At 60.6% G+C, this 23,537-nt stretch carries 14 protein-coding genes; 7 read left to right on the top strand and 7 right to left on the bottom strand.

Going from position 1 to position 23,537, the window contains the following annotated elements:
* Nucleotides 1–218 precede the first annotated feature (218 nt).
* Together garD and CAL20_RS09075 are read left to right on the top strand one after the other, a co-directional pair.
* Nucleotides 219–1,805, top strand: a complete 1,587-nt coding sequence (garD, locus tag CAL20_RS09080; protein WP_254923982.1) for a galactarate dehydratase — start codon at nt 219–221, stop codon at nt 1,803–1,805.
* Nucleotides 1,806–1,989: 184 nt separating this feature from the next.
* On the top strand, nt 1,990–3,471 hold the full coding sequence (locus tag CAL20_RS09075; protein WP_094820487.1) for a phospholipase D-like domain-containing protein: 1,482 nt from the start codon (nt 1,990–1,992) through the stop codon (nt 3,469–3,471).
* A 135-nt stretch (nt 3,472–3,606) separates the two neighbouring features.
* On the opposite strand, the gene CAL20_RS09070 is transcribed toward CAL20_RS09075, so the two are convergent.
* The 3 genes from CAL20_RS09070 to CAL20_RS09060 form a co-directional block, all read right to left on the bottom strand.
* Nucleotides 3,607–4,938, bottom strand: coding sequence for an extracellular solute-binding protein (locus CAL20_RS09070; protein WP_094820486.1), 1,332 nt, complete (start codon nt 4,936–4,938; stop codon nt 3,607–3,609).
* 5 nt (nt 4,939–4,943) lie between these two features.
* A complete protein-coding gene (locus CAL20_RS09065; RefSeq protein WP_094820485.1) occupies nt 4,944–6,200 on the bottom strand; it encodes a D-amino acid dehydrogenase in 1,257 nt (418 codons plus the stop codon).
* A gap of 206 nt (nt 6,201–6,406) precedes the next feature.
* Nucleotides 6,407–7,453: a CDP-6-deoxy-delta-3,4-glucoseen reductase gene (locus CAL20_RS09060; protein WP_094820484.1), complete on the bottom strand. Its 1,047-nt coding sequence runs from the start codon at nt 7,451–7,453 to the stop codon at nt 6,407–6,409.
* A 204-nt stretch (nt 7,454–7,657) separates the two neighbouring features.
* On the opposite strand from CAL20_RS09060, the gene sugE reads away from it, so the two are divergent.
* A complete protein-coding gene (sugE, locus tag CAL20_RS09055; RefSeq protein WP_094820483.1) occupies nt 7,658–7,972 on the top strand; it encodes a quaternary ammonium compound efflux SMR transporter SugE in 315 nt (104 codons plus the stop codon).
* Here sugE and CAL20_RS09050 read toward each other — a convergent pair.
* From CAL20_RS09050 to CAL20_RS09040, 3 genes are all read right to left on the bottom strand, one after another.
* Nucleotides 7,969–8,907, bottom strand: coding sequence for a dihydrodipicolinate synthase family protein (locus CAL20_RS09050; protein ID WP_094820482.1), 939 nt, complete (start codon nt 8,905–8,907; stop codon nt 7,969–7,971). The two genes, sugE and CAL20_RS09050, sit on opposite strands and share 4 nt — an antisense overlap.
* A gap of 232 nt (nt 8,908–9,139) precedes the next feature.
* On the bottom strand, nt 9,140–11,458 hold the full coding sequence (gene parC / locus CAL20_RS09045) for a DNA topoisomerase IV subunit A (protein WP_094820481.1): 2,319 nt from the start codon (nt 11,456–11,458) through the stop codon (nt 9,140–9,142).
* A gap of 158 nt (nt 11,459–11,616) precedes the next feature.
* Entirely contained in the window at nt 11,617–13,578 is a 1,962-nt protein-coding gene (locus CAL20_RS09040) for a DNA topoisomerase IV subunit B (RefSeq protein WP_094820480.1), read from the bottom strand.
* 310 nt (nt 13,579–13,888) lie between these two features.
* Between CAL20_RS09040 and trxA the strand changes: the two genes are divergently transcribed.
* Together trxA and rho are read left to right on the top strand one after the other, a co-directional pair.
* On the top strand, nt 13,889–14,215 hold the full coding sequence (gene trxA / locus CAL20_RS09035) for a thioredoxin TrxA (RefSeq protein WP_094820479.1): 327 nt from the start codon (nt 13,889–13,891) through the stop codon (nt 14,213–14,215).
* A 118-nt stretch (nt 14,216–14,333) separates the two neighbouring features.
* Nucleotides 14,334–15,590 (top strand): transcription termination factor Rho, encoded by a 1,257-nt coding sequence (gene rho, locus CAL20_RS09030; RefSeq protein WP_094820478.1) that lies wholly within the window; start codon nt 14,334–14,336, stop codon nt 15,588–15,590.
* 235 nt (nt 15,591–15,825) lie between these two features.
* Here the strand turns inward: rho and CAL20_RS09025 are convergent, their stop codons facing one another.
* Nucleotides 15,826–19,548: a YhdP family protein gene (locus CAL20_RS09025; RefSeq protein WP_179266637.1), complete on the bottom strand. Its 3,723-nt coding sequence runs from the start codon at nt 19,546–19,548 to the stop codon at nt 15,826–15,828.
* A 79-nt stretch (nt 19,549–19,627) separates the two neighbouring features.
* On the opposite strand from CAL20_RS09025, the gene glnE reads away from it, so the two are divergent.
* Both glnE and CAL20_RS09015 read left to right on the top strand, forming a co-directional pair.
* Nucleotides 19,628–22,420: a bifunctional [glutamate--ammonia ligase]-adenylyl-L-tyrosine phosphorylase/[glutamate--ammonia-ligase] adenylyltransferase gene (gene glnE, locus CAL20_RS09020; RefSeq protein ID WP_094837664.1), complete on the top strand. Its 2,793-nt coding sequence runs from the start codon at nt 19,628–19,630 to the stop codon at nt 22,418–22,420.
* A gap of 203 nt (nt 22,421–22,623) precedes the next feature.
* On the top strand, nt 22,624–23,304 hold the full coding sequence (locus CAL20_RS09015; protein WP_094820475.1) for an epoxyqueuosine reductase QueH: 681 nt from the start codon (nt 22,624–22,626) through the stop codon (nt 23,302–23,304).
* Nucleotides 23,305–23,537: the final 233 nt, after the last annotated feature.

The raw sequence follows: 23,537 nt of genomic DNA, 5'->3' as shown, positions 1-23,537 counted from the left end.
ACAAAGTCCATCAGGGCGATCGCCTGCGGTAAAGCTATCGTGTTTCATCGAATGCGATAGCTTGGTCCATCATTCAGGGCCCGCGGCTGGGATTTATCCGAGCCACATCGAACACATTGACGCCAAAAATAGTTAACGTTAACATTCATAACGTCAACGATCATCCCTTTACTCCCCCTTCTCAGCCTTTAGGTATGTCGACCTGTACTTCATCCGCTATGGCAGTGGCCTCCCCCGCCACTGATACTCCGCGTGCGATCAGCATGCATCCGAACGACAATGTCGCCATTGTGGCGAACCTGGGCGGCCTCGCTGCCGGCGCTCAATTGCCGAATGGTCCACAACTGCGCGAACGCGTCCCGCAAGGCCACAAGGTCGCTTTGACCGATATCGCCGAGGGTGCAGAGGTCCGTCGTTACAACGTGACCATCGGGTATGCGAATCGTGATTTGCCCGCCGGCAGCTGGGTCAATGAAAACGTACTGACGATGCCAGCCGCACGCGGCCTGGATGATCTGCCGATGGCTACCCATACACCGGCCGCCCAGCCCCCGCTGGAGGGTTATACGTTTGAAGGGTACCGCAACGCGGATGGCACGGTAGGCACACGTAATTTGCTGGCAATCAGCACCACGGTGCAGTGTGTGGCGGGCGTAGTGGAACATGCCCTGCAGCGCATTCGCGCTGAACTGCTGCCGCGCTATCCGAACGTAGATGGCGTGGTCGTGCTGGAACACGGTTATGGCTGCGGTGTCGCCATTGACGCGCCTGACGCGATAGTTCCAATACGTACGCTGCGCAACATCAGCCGCAATCCGAATTTCGGCGGCGAGGTCATGATCGTGAGCCTGGGCTGCGAAAAGCTGCAACCCGAGCGTTTGATGCCGGCCAACAGTATCCCGATTCAGGCCGATGGATCGATGAGTCAGGGGCTGGACGTCATGCGGCTGCAAGACGACGAGCACGTCGGGTTTCAAGCGATGATCGATGCCATTCTGGCTCAGGCTGTGCCTCACCTGGAACGGCTGAATCGCCGCCGACGCGAGACGTGTCCGGCATCGGATCTGGTCGTAGGTGTGCAGTGCGGAGGCAGCGACGCGTTTTCCGGCGTGACGGCAAATCCTGCGGTGGGTTTCTGCGCGGACCTGCTGGTGAGGGCGGGCGCGACCATCATGTTCTCAGAGACCACCGAGGTGCGCGACAGCGTTGAGCAATTGACTAAACGTGCGGAATCGGTCGAGGTCGCCGAAGCCATCATCCACGAAATGGCTTGGTACGACGCGTACCTGCAACGCGGGCAAGCAGACCGCAGCGCCAATACCTCTCCGGGCAACAAAAAAGGCGGGCTCTCGAACATCGTCGAAAAAGCGATGGGCTCGGTGATCAAGTCCGGTACCTCGGCCATCAACGGGGTCCTGAGTCCGGGCGAGAGCCTGCGCGATCGGGGAATCGAAAAGGGCCTGGTTTATGCTGCCACGCCTGCGAGCGATTTCATTTGCGGCGCGCTGCAATTGGCAGCCGGTATGAATCTGCATATCTTTACGACAGGCCGCGGTACGCCGTACGGCCTGGCGGAAGTACCCGTCGTCAAAGTCGCGACTCGCACCGATCTGGCGCGCCGTTGGCATGACCTGATGGATGTGAACGCGGGACGTATCGCCGATGGCGAGCTGAGCATCGAGGAACTCGGCTGGGAGATGTTCCACCTGCTGCTGGATGTCGCCAGCGGCCGCAAGCAAACCTGGGCGGAACGCTGGAAATTGCACAACGCACTGGTGCTGTTCAATCCGGGTCCGGTGACTTGATAGCCGTGCCATGCGCGTGGTCCGCACGCTGTGCGGACCGCTACGCGAGTCCTGCTTGAGCGATTGCGCCATGCTCCGGACTACACCAGGGCATGGACGCACATCCCGAAATACATTTTGTAGCAAGCAGTTTGTACACTCGCTTTATCCTAACCAGCCTCGATGACTGATTGTCGCCAGGATAATGCCAGCCGAACTGCCTATCGTCGTTTCCGGTAAAAACTGTTGGCGTATTGAACGCGCAAAGAAGGCCTCCGTCATTATCGACGCAGCCGACTATTACCATTTTGTGCGCGAGGCAATGTCCGCGTCCGCACATCAGGTTCTGATTCTTGGTTGGGACTTCGATACTCGTATTCAACTCGAACCCAGCAAACCGGATCAGAGCGAGACATTGGGCGAATTCTTTCTGAGATTGGCGCGAGAGAACCCCCAACGTCGCATAGACATCCTGAAGTGGAGCTTTGGCGCGAAGAAACAATTCCTGCATCCAGGCGCTGCGTGGATGCTATGGAAATGGCGTCGTACCAAGGCCATCGGTTACTGCTTTGATAGCGTGCATCCCGCAGGATGCAGCCATCATCAGAAAATCGTCAGCATCGACGAGCAACTCGCCGTATGCGGAGGTATCGATATCGCGACAGCACGCTGGGATACCTCGAAACACCTCGACGACGAGCCCAAGCGACGGCTACCCAACGGCAAGGCGTATCCGCCTTGGCACGATACGACCATGATGCTGACGGGACCGGCAGCGCAAGCCCTGGCAGAGCTGTCGCGAGACCGCTGGTACTCTGCCACCACTACACGGCTCAAACCCATCCCTGTGAGCGATACCGACCTATGGCCCGATGATCTCGCTGTGCAGTTTGAGAACGTCGAGATTGCGATTGCTCGAACCCGTGCATGTTATCAAGAGCTATCCGAAATCCGGGAAATCGAAGCGCTCTACCTGGACATGATCGCTGCGGCCAAGGATTTCATCTATTTCGAGAATCAATATTTCACGTCCGCCAAGATCGCTGGGGCTATTGCGAAACGCATGGAAGAAGATGAGCCTCCAGAAATCGTAATGGTCATGCCCCGCAACGCCGATGGATGGCTGGAGCAAATGGCGATGGATGCAGCACGCATCCGGCTGGCGCGGGCCATTGGGAAGGTCGATAAGAACAATCGATTCAGGATCTATGTGCCGGTCACCGCGCAAGGCGAGGACATTTACGTCCATGCCAAGGTCTCTATCGTCGATGACCGGTTGCTGCGTATTGGCTCATCCAATCTCAACAACCGGTCGCTGGGGCTGGATAGCGAATGTGATGTCATCATCGATGCGGGATTGGAGGCAAATCGCCACACTCCCCCTATCATTACCGGAATTCTTCACCGATTGATTGCAGAACATCTAGGCATCGAGACCCAGAAATTTGCCAGTCATTTCGAACGCTGCGGCTCATTGGTTGATGCCATCGAAGCCTGCCGGGGCGCAGGCAAAACACTGGAGCTACTGGACCTCATCAAACCCAACCCGCTAGATACCTTTATTGCCGACAACGAGATTCTGGATCCCGAAAGCGCGGATGGCTTTCTGGACCCCATTGCCGCACGAGGGCTGCGCAAGCGCTGGATGCAGGGCAAGGCGTGGTGGCGGCAACGCACACGGCGGTGATCGTCTGACTGTCAAGCGAGGAGCCCGCTATCGCGGTCGGCACACGGACGTCGGGCCGGCGGCCCCAAAAAAAAAAGACCGTGGCGGTACTAACCGCCACGGCCCGGATGCGACGCGCGAACGTCGCGATGACGATCAACGTTGCTGCACGATTTTGCGTGCTTGATCCGAGGCGCTGTTCAGCGCGGCCATGGGAGGCGTTTTGCCCTCCAATGCCTGGCTCAACTCGTTGCTCAAGACGGGCTCGACACGGTCATAGTTGGCCATGCGAAAGCCTCGGCTGGTCGCGCCCGCATCGCCTTTCATCGAGTCTACCAGCGCCTTCGCGCCGGGGACTTTGTCGTAAAACGACACGTCAGCCGCACGCAATGCCGCATCGGTCAAAGGCAGATAACCGGTTTGCTGATGCCACTCGGCCGCATTGACCGGCTTGGACAGCCAAGCCAGGAACTGCGCTGTCGCTTTTTCCTGGTTTTGCGGACGGCCGTCGATCGCCCACAACGCAGACCCGCTGACAAAAGGACGTCCCGCGCTGGGCGTCGCCTGCGGATAGTACGGCAGCGGCGCGACCCCAAACGAGAGGTTGCGTGTATGCATGAACGTACCGGCGGCACCAGACCCCGACATCAGCACACCGCATTTGCCCTGGGCAAACAAGGCATCGCTTTGCGTGCCCTCAGAGTGCGCCGTGAGCAGGTACGAGCGCTTCCAGCTAACCATCAACGAGATATGGCGCATGTACAAGGTATCGAACTTCAGCACGGGCGCAGTTTTGCTGGCAGCCAGGCCGTTGTCGTTCGAGGTGTACAACTGCTTGTTGATGGGCGCCAGGTTTTCGAGGTGGACCTGCACCTGGTTGCTGGACGCGTAGGGGCAATCCAGGTTGGCCACGTCGCGCAGCTTGAGCAGATCGCCTTGCAGGTCAGCCCAGGTACGCGATGGGTTGTTGGGATCCAGCCCGGCCTTTTTGTAGTAGCTCAGGTTGTAGAACATGACCGGCACTTCGGCCATCCACGGAAAGGCCAGCAAGCGTCCTTTGCTGTCGCGGATAAAGCTGGAGGTGGACGGCAGGAACCAGTTCAAGTCCTTGATCGGATATTTAGCCAGCAACTGATACAGAGGCAGGATCGCCTTGTGCTCCGAGACCATCTCGGGAGAGCGGTTGTCCGCCAATTGCACGAGGTTGGGACCGGACTTTTTCTTAATCGCCTCGGTAGCGGCAGCTTGCAGGGCTTTGGAATCCGGGAAGTCGCGCAATTCAACCACGACCTCGTCCTGCTCTTTGTTGTATTTCTTCGTGAGCTTTTCAAATTCGGCTTTGTTGGGACCGCTCAGGGTATGCCACACCTGAATCTCGACGCCAGCACCGTGCGCGGCTCCTGCGACCGCCATAGCTACGCCGAATACCCAGGTGCGCCGGCTGGCGCCCAATCCACGGGCCAGGCCCGCCAATTGCAATGTCTTCATAGGCTTTATAGACCAAGAAAAGGAAATTCAGGCTCTGGTTTACGTCCGCTGAGCAGATCGGCCAAAGCCCGACCCGAACCGACACCCATGGTCCAGCCCAGCGTGCCGTGGCCTGTATTCAGATACAGGTTGGGAATGCGGGTCCGGCCGATGAGCGGCACGTTCGAAGGGGTGGCCGGGCGCAAACCCGACCAATAGCTGACGCCCTCGACATCGAGAGCGCCGGGAAACAATTCACGCGCCAGGCGCGTCAAGGCCTCGCAACGGCCCATATTCAGCGAACGGGAATAGCCCGACAGCTCGGCGGTACCCGCCATGCGCAAGCGATTGCCCAAACGCGACACTACGACTTTGTGGCTGCTGTCGGTCAGGCTGACAGACGGCGCGCGTGCCGGGTCCACAATGTCGAAGGTCGCCGAATAGCCTTTGGCCGGATACACATTGCACGGCACGCCCAACGGCCGCAGCAAACGCGGACTGAAACTGCCCATCGCTACGACGTAGGCATCGGCCGCCACGCGGGCATAGCGGCCATCGGGCTGAATGACTTCCAGGCTCTGCACCTGACCGCCTTCGGTGACCAAGCGCGTCGCGCTGGTTTCGAAACGGAATTCGACGCCTGCGGCCTCGCACCGGCGAGCCAGACTCGTGGCAAATAAATGCACGTCGCCGCTTTCGTCTTCCGGCGTGTAATCACCGCCGACAATCGTAGCCCGGCAAGATGCCAGCGCGGGCTCGATGGCAACCACCTCATCAGCAGTGACGACACGGCGCTCGACGCCAAAATCGCGCATCAAGCCTGCGGCCCTTTGCGAGGTTTCGAACTCGCGCTGATCACGATAGAAATTGAGAATGCCGCGTTCCAGATGATCGTAGGTGATCCCCAGCTCAGCGCGCATGCCCTGCAAGGTGCTGCGGCTATATTCCGCCAGGCGCACCATAGCGCGGATATTGGGCGCCAACCGCCCCGGCAGGCATTCGCGCAGAAACGCCAAGACCCACACCCACTGCCGCCAGTCGAGTTGGGGACGGAACAACAGTGGCGCATCGTCCTGAAACATCCATTTCAGCAGTTTCAGGGGGGCTTGGGGGTTGGCCCAGGGCTCGGCGTACGACACCGAGATCTGTCCACCATTGGCCAGGCTGGTTTCCTGCGCTGCGCCGGGGCGACGATCAATCACCACGACGTCATGGCCCGCCTGGTTCAACCACCAGGCGCTGGAAATGCCAATAATGCCGCTACCCAAAACCACAACTCTCATGCGCGACTTGCTCCTTGCGCCGCTGGCCGCAGGGTCATGCCCCCTGCTGTCGCAGCTTGAATCCGATCAAAGTTTCGTGCCGCAGTGTACAGCGCCAGCGGACCCTCGCCTATGACATAAAAGCAGGGTCGGTATCTATTTACACCCAAAGGTTTCGGTGCGGCTTTTTAGCGACGGTCATTGCTGGCGCGAGCGGCATTTCTGTCTCAGCCGCCGGCGACGGCCAGATCCGCCTGCGAGGTGAACGCGTCGGCGTAGAACTCCTCGGCCGGCAAGCCGCACTGGGCCGTGAATTCCCGGCGTGCTGCATCCACCATGGGCGGCGCGCCGCAGGCATACACCTGATAGCCGGACAGATCCGGCAGATCCTGCATGACCGCCTCATGGACGAAGCCCGTGCGGCCCGCCCAGGCATCCTCGGGCAAACCATCGGACACCACGGGAATGTAACGAAAATCCGGCAGGGTGCCAGCCCAGGACTGCGCCAACTCGTCCATGTACAGGTCCCGGGGACGGCGGCCGCCCCAGTAGAGTGATACAGGACGTTGAATATTGTGATGCGCCATGTGCTCGACAATCGCCTTGACCGGTGCAAAGCCCGTGCCACTGGCCAACAGCACAATCGGCTTGTCGGAGTCTTCGCGCAGGAAGAACGAGCCGAACGGCCCTTCCAGGCGCAGAATTTCACGGACTTTCATTTGCGTATCGCCCGCGCCGAAAACGTGATCCGTAAACACGCCACCCGGCATATGCCGGATATGCAGCTCCAGCGGGCTGCCGGTATGCGGTGCGCTGGCCATGGAGTAACTGCGCCGCTTGCCGTCTTTCAGGATGATTTCGACATATTGCCCGGCGTAATAGCGGAAAGGATCGGCCGCAGGCAGTTGCAGACGCAGCACTGTCACATCCGGCGCGGCCAGGGTCATTTCTTGTACGCGTGCGGGCAGCTTGCGAATCTGGATGTCGCTGGCCAGCCTGACCTCGGTAGACTCGACCACCAGGTCCGATTGCGGGCGAGCCTGGCAAAACAGCGTGTAACCCTGGGACAGCTCCTCGGGCGACAGGATCTGGGCGGGATACTCGCCTGCATCGACTTGGCCCGAGACGACCTTGCCTTTACAGGTGGAGCACGCGCCATTGCGGCAGCTATAGGGCAGCACAATACCTGCGGCCAAGGCGGCGTCCAGCACGGTCTGGCCGGCCTCGACGGAAAATTGATGCTGGCTGGGTTGAACAGTGACCTGGAAACTCATGTGTACGAATCTTTAGGAAAATGCGTGGCACCGACACCGTGACTGGGATAGAAGATTCCCTGCCACCCGGCGGTCAATTTGCTATTCTATAATCTTTGCTGCTTCGGGACGGCCCGACGCAGCCGCCGGCGACCCGCCGGTCGCTTTCGTATCCGGGGACGGCCCCAGTGCCAGCATCTCGCTGGCTATTAAAAGGGGCACATCATGGCCTGGATTATTCTTGTACTCGCAGGGCTGTTTGAGGTCGTCTGGGCCGTCGGCCTGAAGTACACCGAGGGTTTTACCCGTCTCGTTCCTTCTGTCATCACCCTGATCGGCATGTTGATCAGTTTCTGGCTGCTCTCGCTCGCCATGAAAACGCTGCCGCTAGGCACCGCCTATGCCATTTGGGTCGGCATAGGGGCGATCGGCGCATTCGTCGCCGGCCTGATCCTGTTTCACGAGGCGTTGAGCCCCATGCGAGTCATCAGCGTGCTCTTGATCGCGGCCGGCTTGATCGGGTTGAAGCTGTCCAGTTAAGCGACGAGCTTTCCTGCGCGAGGATCGTGACGTGCCAGGCGTGTCAGCAGATGATCGACCTCGCTGCGCGCTGCAGGCGTCAGCGCGCCACCGGGACGGCGTTGTGCGGCGCTGGACAGAATGCCACGCCGCATCATCACGTATTTGCGTACCGCCAGACCGACGCCGGGCTGTTGCTCGTAACGCAGCAGCGGCAGGTGCGCGTCAAAGAGGTCATGCGCCTCTTCTTTTTGGCCCTCGCCGATCATGCGGACGAAATCGCACAGCATGTCGGGAAAACAATAGCCTGTGTTGGCGCCGTCCGCGCCACGATTCATTTCGTAGTCCAGGAACAGGCCGTTATTGCCGCACAGGATCGAGATGTGACGCATGGTGCCCTCAGCCTCGTAGCGGCGCAGCGTGGAGATTTTCTCCAGGCCAGGCCAGTCCTCGTGCTTGAGCATCACGCATGAGGCCAGGTCGTCCACGATGCGCTTGATCACACCAGGCGCCATCTGTACCGAAAAAGTCAGCGGATAGTCTTGCAGCACAAACGGCACGTCGTCGCCGATGGCTTCTACAGCCTGATGGTAGTAATTGACGATCTGGTCGTCAGTACGCAGGGTGTTGGGCGGCGCGATCATGACGCCTGCCGCCCCGCGATCCATGACTGCTCGCGTCAGGGAACGCATCGAGGCAAAGCCAGGCGCGGACACGCCGACGACGATGGGAATGCCAGCAGATTTGCCGATGACCTGAGAAGCGATTTCCAGCGACTCGTTGAAATCCAGTTTGGGGGCTTCGCCCAATTGGCCCAACACGGTCAGCCCGGTGGATCCGCAGCCGTGATAGAAATCCATCATCCGATCGATGGAGGCATGATCCACCGCCCCATCGTCAAAAAAGGGTGTGGGAGCGATGGGGAATACCCCGCGGGCATCGGCGGTCAGTTTCATTCGGTCATCCTCGACTAGGCAAATTAAATTTTTGATTATTGTGACGCATGATGACGAGGAATGAAAACCTGAAAACATTCCAGTATCTGCCGAAGCAGCGCACACCAAACCTACCGGGCTCGGCATCATCCGCCAGAGAAGTACTTTGGTGAAAACAGATTGGGCCGCTATCCGAAACGGATAGCGGCCCAACGATCGGGGCATATGCCCCCCGATTAGCGCATGACGTCGACTAAAGCACCGGCGACAGCAGCACGGGCAGCTTGGGCCGCACATCCAGCGCGCGGCCTTTGCGAGCCCGCTTGCCGATGTAGGGTGCGAGCGTCGGGCCAACCAGAATGTCTTCGGTTTGCTTGTTGCGATACACGCCTGTTGCGCGCAACCCGCCTACCCCGACAGGCACGGCTTGTTCAAGTTTGTCGGCAGCGTCCAGGCCCATCAAGATGGTGCCGCGGCCGCCGCCCGACAGGGACTTGACCTCATCCAATCCAAACACCAGGCACTTGCCCTTGGCCGACAACAACGCCAGTTGCTGCGCCCCGGCAAACAAGGGAACCGGCCGCAACAACGCATCGCCATCCTCGAGCGTGATGAATTGCTTGCCCGCACGCTGACGCGAGGTCATATCGCTGAGCTTGGCTGCGAAACCAAAACCACGTTGCGTGGCCAGCAGCCAGCGGCTATCCGGGGCCGCTGCAATACTATGGACGATGCGCGTCCCGGGCGACAAATCGACCATCGTGGTGACGGGCTGCCCGTCGCCTCGCGCCGAAGGCAAACCGGACACCGCAACGGTGTATACCCGGCCGTTGTCACCCACCGCGATCAGCGTGTCCGTGGTGCGGCATTCAAAAGCGCCGTACAGATCATCGCCCTGCTTGAAGCCAAACTGCGAGGCATCATGGCCGTGGCCCTGGCGAGCGCGCAACCATCCCTTTTGCGAGACGATGACCGTGACGGGTTCGTCCAATACCTTGGTTTCCAGAACGGCGCGCTCGGCCGTTTCGATCAAGGTGCGGCGGTCATCGCCGTATTGCTTTGCGTCGGCCTCGATTTCCTTGATGAGCAGACGCTTGAGCGAATTGGGGTTATCCAACAGCTCTTGCAGCTTTGCCTGTTCGTCGCGCTTGTCGGCGAGCTCCTGCTCGATTTTGAAGCCTTCCAGACGCGCCAATTGCCGCAAGCGCATTTCCAGAATGTCTTCGGCCTGGCGTTCAGACAACGAGAAACGCTGCATCAACGCCGCCTTGGGCTCGTCGGATTCGCGGATCGTCTGAATGACCTCATCGACATTCAGGTACACGACCATGCGCCCTTCGAGCACATGGATGCGATCCGTGACCTTGTCCAAGCGATGGCGAGTACGGCGCACGACGGTATCGGTGCGAAATGCCAGCCATTCTGTCAAAACCTCGCGCAGTCCCTTTTGACGCGGACGGCCGTCGGTGCCGATGCACACCAGGTTGATCGGCACACTGCTTTCCATACTGGTTTGCGCAAGCAGTGTATTGACGAACTCATCGCGATCGACACGCGAGGTCTTGGGTTCGAATACCAAACGTACGGCGGCGTCCTTGCCGGACTCGTCGCGCACGGCATCCAGCAAGTTCAGCATGACTGCCTTGGACTGCTGCTGATCGGCCGTGAGGCTCTTCTTGCCGGACTTGACCTTCGGGTTGGTGAGTTCTTCGATTTCCTCGAGGACTTTCTGGCAGGACGTGCCGGGAGGCAGTTCATGTACGACCAGTTGCCACTGGCCGCGCGCCATTTCCTCGAATTGCCAACGCGCGCGCGCCTTGAGCGAGCCGCGGCCGCTCTGGTAGATCTGGGCGATGTCGGCCTCGGGCGTGATGATTTGACCGCCGCCGGCGAAATCGGGGCCGGGCACCATGGCGTGCAGCTCGCTGTCCGGCAAGTTAGGCTGCTTGATCAATGCAACGCACGCCTGCGCCACCTCGCGCAGATTATGCGAGGGGATCTCCGTCGCCATCCCCACGGCGATCCCCGAGGCGCCATTGAGCAACATCACCGGCAAACGCGCCGGCAACATTTGCGGCTCTTGTTGGCTGCCGTCGTAATTCGGCGCGAAATCGACGGTGCCCTCGTCGAGCTCATCGAGCAGCAGACGCGAAAACGGCGTCAAACGCGCTTCGGTATAACGCATCGCGGCAGCATTGTCGCCATCGCGCGAGCCAAAGTTGCCATGCCCATCGATCAGCGGATAGCGCAGCGAAAAATCCTGCGCCATGCGCACCATGGCGTCATACGCCGCCTGGTCGCCGTGCGGGTGGTATTTACCGAGCACATCGCCTACCACGCGCGCGGATTTGACTGGCTTGGCGCCGGGGCCCAAGCCCATGTCCTGCATGGCGAAAAGAATACGGCGCTGTACCGGCTTTTGCCCATCGCCCACATCGGGCAAGGCGCGGCCTCGCACCACGGAAACGGCGTAGTCCAGGTAGGCCTGCTCGGCATAGCGGCCCAGCGTGATGGCCTCGTCGGACCCACCGGCGGCTTCGTCAAACAAGCCAGGTTGATTGCTGTCAGTCATTTGTCGTCGAAATTGCTTTCAGGAAAAGCCCCCCGCGCTTACACGCAGTCTGCCCTTTGCAAGGCGGACTGCGCAAAGCACAGCCCAGAAGGCATTTTTACCGGGTCGGCCAAGGCAGTGTTGATCCATGTCGGTCTGGCTGCCTGATGGATTCAGGATCAGATATCGAGTTCAGCGAGATTGCCCTTTTCCTCGATCCAGGCACGGCGCTGCGATGACTCGCCTTTACCCATCAGCATGTCGAACATGCTGGTGGTGTCCTCGGGGGTCAACGCGCCATAACCAACAGGCAACAAGCGCCGCGTATCGGGGTTCATCGTGGTTTCCCACAGTTGCTCCGGATTCATTTCTCCCAGCCCCTTGAATCGGCTGATGCTCCATGCGCCCTCGCGCACGCCTTCTTTGAGGAGTTTGTCTTGCGCCGCCTCGAGCTCGCCCTGATCCAGACAATAGATCTTGCGCGCGGGGCGCTTGCCTTGGGCCGGCACGTCCAGGCGGAACAGCGGCGGCTTGGCCACATATACATGCCCGCGCTCGACCAGCTTGGGGAAATGACGGTAGAACAAGGTCAGCAGCAGCACCTGAATGTGCGAGCCGTCCACATCTGCGTCCGACAAAATGCAGATGCGTCCATAACGCAATCCCGACAAATCGGGCGAATCGTTCGGGCCGTGAGGGTCCACGCCGATCGCCACGGATATATCGTGGATCTCGTTATTGGCAAAGAGACGGTCGCGGTCGACTTCCCAGGAGTTCAGGACCTTGCCGCGCAGCGGCAGGATGGCCTGGAATTCCTTGTCGCGGCCCATTTTGGCCGAGCCGCCAGCCGAGTCGCCCTCGACCAGGAACACCTCGGTACGGGTGGCATCAGAAGACTCGCAATCAGTGAGTTTGCCCGGCAACACCGCAACGCCGGAGCTCTTGCGCTTTTCAACTTTCTGCGCCGAACGCGCCCGCGCCTGGGCCTGACGGATCGCCAGTTCGGCCAATTTCTTGCCGTATTCGACGTTGCTGTGAAGCCAGAGATCGAGCGCGCTTTTTGCAAAGCCGCCCACCAGGCGCACCGCGTCGCGGCTGTTCAGGCGTTCCTTGATCTGGCCCTGGAATTGCGGATCGAGAACCTTGGCCGACAGCACGAAACTGGCGCGCGAAAACACGTCCTCGGGCAACAGCTTGACGCCCTTGGGCAGCAGGCTGTGCAGCTCGGCAAACCCCTTTACCGCCGAGAACAGGCCTTCGCGCAAACCAGATTCGTGCGTACCGCCAGCCGGTGTCGGAATCAGGTTGACGTAGGACTCACGCACCGCGTTGCCGTCCTCAGTCCAGGCGACGACCCATTGCGCGCCCTCGCCGTCGGCAAAGCTCTCGTGATCGGCGCCGGCATACTGCTGGCCCTCGAAAAACGGCACCATCAGCTCCGAACCGGACAGCGCCTCGGCCAAATAGCCGCGCAGGCCGTCGGTGTATTGCCAGACCTTGGTGTCGCCAGTTTTTTCGTTGATCAGCGTGACTTTCACGCCCGGCAACAGCACGGCCTTGCTGCGCAGCAGATGATTCAGTTCGCCCAGCGGGATCTGCGGGCTGTCGAAATATTTGCCATCGGGCCAGACGCGCACCCGGGTACCGGACTTCTTTCGCCCTGCCTCGGGATACGGCGCCAGCGGCTCGGTCACATCACCGCCCTGGAACACCAGGCGGTTGGTCGCGCCATCGCGCCAGACGACCACCTCGAGCCGTGTCGCCAGCGCGTTGGTGACGGATACCCCGACGCCGTGCAGGCCGCCAGAAAAGGCATAGGCGCCCCCGCCCTGCTTGTCGAACTTGCCCCCGGCGTGCAGCCGCGTAAAGACCAATTCGACGACGGGCGCGTTTTCTTCGGGGTGCAGGCCGACGGGAATACCGCGGCCATCGTCCTCGACCGACACACTGCCGTCGGTATGCAGGGTGACCTGGATCTGCTTGCCGTAGCCGGCGAGCGCCTCATCAGCGGCATTGTCGATGACCTCCTGCACGACGTGCAGGGGATTTTCGGTGCGGGTGTACATGCCCGGACGCTGACGCACCGGCTCCAGCCCCTTCAGGACTCGGATGGAGGCTTCGGTGTAACGTGGTGTAGCCAAGTTATCCCCAAGATCTGTGGAAAAAAACCGACATTTTACGGATAAGTCTAGGTTTTGCGCGGCCTTAGGTAGGATGCGCACGTCCTGACCAGTCCGAATTCGGTAGGATAAGTAGTTTGCAGGTCAAAGAATGACAGAATGGCGTTCTGCCAGTTTCTGGATTCCGTCGACCACGACGCAACATGCTACACAAAACTGGCAAACCCTGTTGTTTTCAACAGTGGTATGCTTAATGCCTCACCTACCTTTTAGTAGAACAAAAATGGCAGGGGCGTCTGACGCCCATCATGCCGCGGAACCGAGAATCACCATGAGCGAGCAAATCAAGAACGTCAGCGATGCAAGCTTCGATGCCGATGTGATCAAATCCGGTCAGCCGGTGCTGGTCGATTACTGGGCGGCCTGGTGTGGCCCCTGCAAGATGATCGCCCCCCTCCTGGAGGAAGTCGCCACCGAGTACGCCGGCCGCCTGACGGTCGCCAAGCTGAACGTCGACGAAAACCAGGAGACCGCCGCCAAATACGGCATTCGTGGCATCCCCACGCTGATGCTGTTCAAGGACGGCCAAGCCGCCGCCACCAAGGTCGGCGCCCTGTCGAAATCGCAATTAACTGCTTTCCTGGACGGCGCGTTGTAATACACTACGTGTTGTAAACACATGCGCCGACCTGGTCGGCGCTCCGTCTGAGATTACCGCGCGGGCCCGTCCGTGGCCTGCCGCCAAGACCCTTCTCTACTATCCCCCTTTCACCGCGATGCACCTCAATGAACTGAAGGCGCTGCACGTTTCGCAGTTGCTGGAAATGGCCGCCGGCCTGGAAATCGAAAACGCCAACCGCTTGCGCAAGCAAGAGCTGATGTTCGCCATCATGAAGCGACGGGCCAAACAAGGCGAGCAGATCTTCGGCGACGGCGTACTGGAAGTCCTGCCCGACGGGTTCGGCTTTCTGCGTTCTCCCGAGACCTCGTATCTGGCCAGCACCGACGACATCTACATTTCGCCGTCGCAGATCCGCCGTTTCAACCTGCATACCGGCGACTCCATCGAGGGCGAGGTTCGTACGCCCAAAGACGGCGAGCGTTACTTTGCCCTGGTCAAAGTCGACAAGGTCAACGGCTCGGCCCCCGAAGCGATCAAGCATCGCATCATGTTCGAAAACCTGACGCCGCTGCACCCGAATCAGCCGCTGCGCCTGGAACGCGACATCAAGAGCGAAGAAAACCTCACCGGCCGGATCATGGACATCTTTGCCCCCATCGGCAAAGGCCAACGCGGTCTGATCGTAGCCAGCCCCAAATCCGGTAAAACGGTGATGATGCAGCACATTGCGCACGCCATCACCACGAACTACCCCGAAGCCATCATGATCGTCCTGCTGGTCGACGAACGGCCCGAGGAAGTCACCGAGATGCAGCGCACGGTGCGCGGCGAAGTCGTCGCCTCGACTTTTGACGAGCCTGCCACCCGTCACGTGCAGGTCGCGGAAATGGTCATCGAAAAGGCCAAGCGCCTAGTCGAAATGAAAAAAGACGTGGTGATCCTGCTGGACTCCATTACCCGTCTGGCACGTGCCTACAACACCGTGGTGCCCGCTTCGGGCAAGGTACTGACAGGCGGTGTCGATGCCAACGCCCTGCAACGCCCGAAGCGTTTCTTCGGCGCCGCGCGCAACCTCGAAGAAGGCGGCTCGCTGACCATCCTGGGTACGGCGCTGATCGAAACCGGCAGCCGTATGGACGAAGTCATCTACGAGGAATTCAAGGGCACGGGTAACTCCGAAGTCCACCTCGAGCGCCGTCTTGCCGAAAAGCGCGTCTATCCCGCGATCAACCTGAACAAGTCCGGCACCCGCCGCGAAGAACTGCTGATCAAGCCCGATCTGCTGCAAAAAGTCTGGGTGTTGCGCAAGTTCATCCACGACATGGACGAAATCCAGTCGATGGAATTCATCCTGGACAAGATGCGCGCTACCAAGACCAACGCCGAGTTCTTCGACATGATGAAGAAATAAATCCGAGGCGCCGGGACTGTCCGTACGTTGATGCGCGGCCCCGCCTCAGATCTGAAACAGGCGCCCTAGGGCGCCTGTTTTTTTACCGCCGGGCCGCCCCAAGGTAAAAAATCCCCCTCGGGGGGCTGCAAGCCGAAGGCGCAGCGTGGGGGCCTTTTTTTACCGCCGGGCCGCCCCAAGGTAAAAAGCCCCCTCGGGGGGCAGCAAGCCAAAGGCGCGGCGTGGAGGGGTGTTTTTAATGCTCGATATAGTCGCGGCTCGAGGGATGGTTGGGTGTACGCTTCGTCTCGATGGGATGGACCTGGGGGTCATCCCATGATCCCGTCACGGCGTACTCCATCGTCATTGCCTGAGCCAGTGGGTGTTTCAATAACCACTGCGTCACAAACGCTCCGAGACCGATCAGGGGATTCACGGCCAACGCCGTCACAACGGCTGCACCGCTGGCGTCGAGATTGGGAATCACGACCGCTTTCATATTCCACTGCTCAGCCACGATGTCGGTATCGCCGGCCAGCACAATCGTCGCCACCGGACCGTTGAGCTTGTAACCCTCGGTGTGCGCGATGCCGCGGCTCAAGGCCATATCACCCCGGATCGTGTCAAAAGGAAAACCATCCCGCCACGCATCGGCCGGATTGGCCTCCAGCTTGGCCAGGCGCTGCAATGATTGCAGCGACAGGAGCTCCAGCAAACGGGCGCTGCGCGAATTCACGTTCAGGAAACGCCCCTTGTCCAGGCTGATCTGCACATTGCCTTCCAGATTGGCCAGATCATGCGTCCAAGGCAGATCGCGCCACGTCATTTTGCCCACGATCGAACCGCTGCCGCCGCCCACGTGATCTTTGTAGCCGATGCGATCCACGAACGCGCCCAGGTCCTTGAATTGGGCTTTGGCATCCACGGTCAGACCGCGCTGCGCCCCCTTGAGGCTCCAATTTCCCGTCGCATCCAACGTGGCCGACTCATTACCGATGTGCAGTTTGTCCAGGCGCCATGACTGGCCTCGTTCCAGGTTGGTTCCCAAGACCTCGAGCTTGCCGACATTACTGCCGTATATCGAAAATTGATCCGCCTGCAGGTCGATAGCCGGGATATCCGACAAGTCCTCGTCGGGCGTCGGCCCTTCTTTGACGGGCATGCTGGTAGCGACATCTGAATCCCCGCCAAGGGCCAGGTGCTTGAGTCGCGCGGTGACACGCCCTGCAATGGCGCCTGAGGCTTCCTGCCAGGATAGTGACCCGGCAGCCTGCTTGGAATTCAACGATACCTGCCACTGCGTGGGCTGCGGACGCGTCGCGGCAAGCGTCAGATTGTCTATTGACCAACCTCCCACCCGCAGATGCTGGGTTGCTAAATTGATCCGATTCAGTACGGGCAACGCATCAGAACGCGCAGCGGCTTTGTCTGCGTCCGCCTTTTTTGGGGCCTCGGCCTCGTCGGCCACCTGTTGCCAGGCATCCAAATCCAATTCCGGCATCTGCACATCGACCAGCATCCCGGCAGTTGCAGGCAGCACTGCCGGGCGGCTCACGCCCAATGCGCCGCGCGTAAAGTAACTGCCACGCGCAGCGCGATCATGCTCCAGTAGCAAGGCAACATTGCCGCCGAGACTCACCGATAGTTGGTCCCGCTTGCCGCTATCGGCCGCGCTCGACGCCCCCCAACTGGCCTTCAGCGGCACCGCGGTCGTCTTGGGTTTGCCCACCGGCGCGGGCAAGTCGATGGCCATCCCGGTCAGATCCGAATCCAGGCTAAGGTCCAATATCCCGCCCGGCCCATACCCCACATGCGCGCGATACGAAGTCTGGCCAGACAAGCGATCCATGAGAGGATTGCGCACCCATTGCGCCAGCCCGGAGGCAGGCAAGGTTCCCTCGACACGCAACGCATCCTGGCGTTGCTCGAGCTTGCCGCTGATACGTGCCTGCCCACCCAGAAACTCGGTGCGCAGCACATCGACCCGCAGCCCACGCTCGGAAAACATCAATTCGCCCTGCAAGTCCCGCAACATCGGCATCTGGGGCACAAAGCGGAAGTCATTGCCCGCAAACACGATCCGTCCGTCGACCTTGGAGTCCTCAGCATTCAGCAGCGGCACCTCGAGCTTCAACGGCACACGCCACGCACCGGTGCCCTCGGCCGTGTCGAGTATGCCGTCCAACAACTGCCCCAATTGATAATGGTTTGCTAACGCCAAATAGGCTGGCACGGCGCCAGAGATCTCACCGTCGAGATGCAGCGTCGATGCGTGCTCCATGTCGGGGATCGTGGCCCTGACCGCCCCGATCGTCAGCGTATGGTCATCGCCGATATGCGCAATCGCTCCGCCGGGCGTGTCCAGCGACAGACTGACTTTGTCCACGGCAAAATTGCCCGAAACGTTTTCCAGGCGCGGCCAGCCTTTGTTTCGGCCTTGGGGCGGCGCATAGTCGACGATCGCCCCGCTGTAGGCGCCCGCAATACGAAACTGGCCGTGGTCCTCTTTATCTTCAAAGGGAAATTCGTCAAGGTCGCCTTTTACCGTGACCGAGGCATCGCGGATATGTCCCGCAGGCAAGCCACGCGCCAGCCACTCGCGCGCATCGGCGTTCACCGTCAGAGGCAGGTACTTGTGAATTGCCGACATACTGCCGCGAGCCAGATTACCCTGGAAATCCGCGGTGCCTGCGACGGTCTTGCCCTGCGAGGTCCAGCGTCCATTCAGACGGGCATCCAAATCATCATTCGCCAGATCGAGCTGCCTGACGTCAACCACCAATGGCTGCTGCGACAGACGACGCACGGTTGCATCCAGACGCAGTGTATCGACCTGCAGCAAGGCGGGATCGAATGTTTCGGGCAGATTGGCCTGCACACCGGCCAACTCGGCACGGACTGTCATGCCCGCGTCCTCGGCCGCGGGCGCCAATGGCACACCGTCCCACTGTGTGACGCTGCCGGGCGGCCCTTGCAGATGAAGTATGCCGGATTCCAGACGAAACGCCAGCGCCTGAGATGATGCGGCAGTATGCGGTCTCGTGTGGGATGCGGATGCCTCCTCTGTCGCATCGCCCGTCTGCGATGACGTGGACGCCACAGTGCCCTCATCCGCCGCATGCCAGCTCACCCCGCGCAACGCCGCATCCGCCGTCAGATCAGTGACCTTGCCCTCATCCAAGGTCAACCAGGCACGCGCCGCCCCTCGGCCCGATACGGCCGGGACAGAAAGCCAGGGAGCCCAAGCCCGGGGTTCCGCGTCTTTGATTTCCGCATAGAGCTCGCCTGTCCAACGGGGTGCCCCCGCCTGCAAAGGATTGCGAGAAAAATTGCCCCGCACCAGCACCCCGCTCGCCAGCGTGGCAGGCGGCTCTGCCGACAAGGCAAAGCGGTGAGCCAGCAGCCCATTGAATAACCGCAGACTGACGTTACGCAACACCACATCGGGAGCCTGCCGCAACTCATCCTGCCAGTGCACCGTCGCGTCGACCAAGGCCAGATCACGTTGATTACCCAACCAGCGCACCAACGGCGAGCGGCCATGCACATTATCTGCATCGGTATTGAGATCAATCGATTGGCCCGCCACCCACAGATGATCTGTCGCATCGCGGCGGACCCATAGTTCCGGGCCGTCCACCCGCAGACTGAGTAAACGCGGCGACAACACCAGTACGCTGCGCCAGCCCAACACCGCCGAGACCGTCGGCAAGGTCAACACAGGCTCGTTGTCCGAACCGTACACCACCAACGAGGTCAATCGCAGACTGGGATTCAAACCGCGCCAATTCGCTTTTAGCTCGCCAATCTGCACGCGAGCGCCCAGCGCCTCGCTGGCATAGGCCTCAATGCGGGGACGCCACTGATCGATATTGGGCAGGACCCAATATCGCAAGCCGAGCAGCGTAGCGGCCGCGGCAATATATATGGCGAACCCGGTCCAGAATAGACAACGGAAGACTTTGGCGATTAACGACACAGAGCAGTGGGCAGAAAGAACTTCTTGGGGTATCGTCCCCTTATACCTGAAACGCGTCTATCCGTCTGCACTTCCTCCCATGTCTGCCTCTCTGCTCGCCCCCGCCCTGGCCTGGTCTGGTTATCTGCGCCGCCGTGTCGATACCCATCCCGATCTGGCTGCCTGGCTGGAAGTCGCCAGCCGTCACCCCGTCACGCCGAATGTCTTGGCCGCCTGGCAAGCCGAGTTGGCAGGCGCCGAGGCGTCAGCCGTCCTGTCGGTCCCTCAATGCCGTGAGGTCCTGCGCAAACTGCGCGAACGCGTATTCACGACGTTGATGGTGCGCGACCTGGCGGGCCAGGCGACATTGGAAGAAGTCGTAGGCGCCATGACGGCCCTCGCGGATCTGGCGGTGGCCATCACATATCGCAGCGTCGCAGCAGAAATGGCCGAGACCCACGGCATCCCCCGCGACCCCGCCACCGGCGCACCTCAAGAAATGCTGATCCTCGGCATGGGCAAGCTCGGTGGCGGCGAGTTGAATGTGTCATCAGACATCGATCTGATCATGCTGTATGGCGAAGAAGGAGAAACCGACGGCCCGCGCCGCATCAGCCATCACGAGTTCTACGGGCGTCTCACACGCCGCATGATGCCGGTGCTGTCAGAGGCCGATGCCCACGGCCAGGTGTTTCGCACCGACCTGCGCCTGCGCCCCGACGGCGACTCCGGTCCACCCGCGTGGAGCCTGGACGCGCTGGAACACTACCTAGTCGCTCAAGGCCGCGAATGGGAGCGCTATGCCTGGCTCAAGGCGCGTTTGATTCCGGCGCAGGCCTTTCCCGACAGCGACTCCACCGCCCAAGCCCGCCAGCTCGAAAGCCTGCGCGTACCGTTTGTCTATCGCAAATACTTTGACTTCGATGCCCTGGCCTCGTTACGTGCCTTGCGCGAACGCATCCGCCAGGACTGGCAGCGGCGTGCCCTTGCGCGCAACGGCATCGACAGTGCCAACAACATCAAACTCGGCGATGGCGGCATTCGGGAAATAGAATTCGTCGTGCAGTTATTCCAGCTCATCCGCGGCGGCCGCATGCCCGCCCTGCAGCGACGCGGTCTATTGCAGGCACTGCACGCGGAACGCGATGCCGGTCTCATCAGCACCGACGATGCCCAACGCTTGGAAAACGCCTACCGTTTTTTGCGCCGCGTCGAACACACACTGCAATATCGCGAAGACGAGCAGACCCACCTCTTGCCTGGTGATGCCGAACAGCGCGCACGTCTGGCAAGTGCACTGGGACTGGGTGCGGATGAATTCGAACGTGCCTTGACGGAACACCGGACTTTTGTAGAACAGACGTTTCGCAACGCTTTCCGGCTGGCCGGCATGGGTGACGGCGATGATCATCCCGCCGCCGCAACGAGAACGGGCCATTCCCTGGACGCCAAATCATCCGCCGACGAGGAACATGACGCGGAAAGCCGTTTGGCGGAACAAATCAAACAAGCCTTTGGCGACCAGGCAGACGACCTGCTGCGCCGTGCCGAATCGTTGTTGAACAGCCTGCGCGTACGCACCCTGCCGGAAAGCAGCCGGCGCCGCCTGGAAACATTGCTGCCCGCCGCCATCGAAGCCGCCCAGCAGACATCGGCCCCGCAGCAAGCGGCCGCACGCCTGCTCGACCTGATCGAAACCATCGCGCAGCGCAGCGCCTATCTCGCCTTGCTGGCCGAATTCCCGGACACGCTGGCGCGCGTGGCCCGCATGGTCGCCGCCAGCCCGTGGGCAGCTCAATACCTGACGCAGCATCCGCTGCTGCTGGACAGCCTCATCGATTGGCGCACCCTATTTCAGCCGCTGGATTTCGCGCAGATCGCACGCCAGCTCTCCGCTGATCTCGATGCCTGCAAATTGCCCGACGGCGAGCCGGATATCGAACGGCAGATGAACCTGATGCGCGACGTCCAACGCCAGGCGAGTTTCCAACTGCTGGCCCAGGATCTCGAAGGCGAACTCACTGTCGAGGCACTCGGCGACCAGCTATCCGCATTGGCCGACATGCTGCTGGCCGAAACCATTCACCGCGTTTGGCCACTGGTGAACAAAAAGCCCGGCGCGGCGCCAAAGTTCGCCATCATTGCCTACGGCAAACTCGGCGGCAAAGAGCTGGGATACGCCTCCGACCTGGACTTGGTGTTTCTCTTTGACGATCCGCGCGATGACGCAGCCGAGACCTACGCCAAATTGGGCCGCCGCATGACCTCGTGGCTATCGACCATGACCTCGTCGGGCCGCCTGTACGAAACCGACCTGCGCTTGCGGCCCGATGGCGATGCCGGCCTCTTGGCCGTGTCCGTCGAAGCCTTTGAACAATACCAGTTGAAACACGCATGGGCCTGGGAACATCAGGCACTGACCCGCGCCCGCTATGCCGCTGGCGACACCAGTATCGGCGCACACTTCGAGCGCATTCGCGCCGACGTCCTCGTCCAACCTCGCGACACCGCCGCCTTGCGCGACGAAGTCCTGGCCATGCGCGACAAGATCAGCGCCGGGCATCCCAACCAGAGCGGCGATTTCGATTTGAAACACGATCGCGGCGGCATGGTCGACGTCGAATTCGTCACCCAGTATCTCGTGCTGTGCCACGCTGCCACCCATCGGGTGCTGGTCAACAACCTGGGCAATATTGCGCTGTTGCGCCTGGCGGCAGAGGCGGGATTGATCCCCGCTGACCTGGCCCAGCTCGCAGGCGACGCTTACCGCACCTTGCGACGCACCCAACACCAACTACGCCTGCAAGGTGTCGAAAAAGCCCGTGTGCCTCAGGATCGATTGATCGACGAGCGCGCGGCCGTCACGGCACTGTGGAACACGGTATTGGGATAACGGCGGCAACGCGGCCCAGCAGCTGCCGGGCCGCGTCTAGTGTCGAGGCTCTCCCAGACGAAGCGGCCCTATTTCGTCCTGGAGCAGACCGCGCGCTAGCCGCGCGGCGTGTCCTGGGGACAGGTGCGCCACGCGAGCAGCCCTATGGGGCTCTCGCAAATCATCGTAAAATAAGGGTTTTTACCGCCACACCCCTGCCTGCCATGTCTGAATTCGTGCGTCCCAAACTCGAACTGCCCACCGGTCGCCGCAAGGTACTGATGCACTCGTGCTGCGCGCCCTGTTCTGGCGAAGTCATGGAAGCCATGCAGGCATCGGGCATCGATTATTCGATTTTCTTCTACAACCCCAACATCCATCCCGTCAAAGAGTACGAGATCCGCAAACAGGAAAACATCCGCTTTGCCGAGAAACACGGCATCGAATTCATCGACGCCGACTACGACATGGATAACTGGTTTGATCGGGTCAAAGGACTGGAAAACTCACCCGAGCGCGGCGAGCGTTGCACGGTCTGTTTCGACATGCGTTTCGAGCGCACGGCGCTGTATGCGCACGAACACGGCTTCGATACGATCACCAGCTCACTGGGGATTTCGCGCTGGAAGGACATGAACCAGATCAACGGCTGCGGCGAGCGTGCAGCGGGCCGCTATGACGATCTGGTCTACTGGACATACAACTGGCGCAAGGGCGGCGGATCTCAGCGCATGATCGAGATTTCCAAGCGAGAAAACTTCTATCAGCAGGAATACTGCGGATGCGTATATTCACTGCGCGATACAAACCGGCATCGCCGCTCGCAGGGGCGTGATCGGATTCATATCGGCGTGAAGTTTTACGGCAAAGAAGAGATCGTCGATCTGACTACGTTGAAAGACTGAGCACGTAGTAGCTCACCCACTGCGGGTGAACACTCCAGCGCCGCCAACATGCAACGACCGCCCCTGCAGGAGCAGCGTGGAATTCTAAACACCGCGAGCCGGGGTCTGCCGTGTAAAGGGCATGCCGACCCGTTGAGGCCGCCGAGCCTGGTGTGTCAGGCGGGGGGAAGTCGGCTGGGCATGTCTGAGCGCAGCGCAGCGGAGCGAGTTTGCCCAGCCGCCCCGCCTGACGC

Origin of the sequence: Bordetella genomosp. 4, from assembly GCF_002261185.1 — a bacterium.
Classification (GTDB): Bacteria; Pseudomonadota; Gammaproteobacteria; order Burkholderiales; family Burkholderiaceae_B; genus Bordetella_A.
Note: the sequence above shows the minus strand (reverse complement) of the source record. Positions and strands in the feature narration are given on the sequence as shown.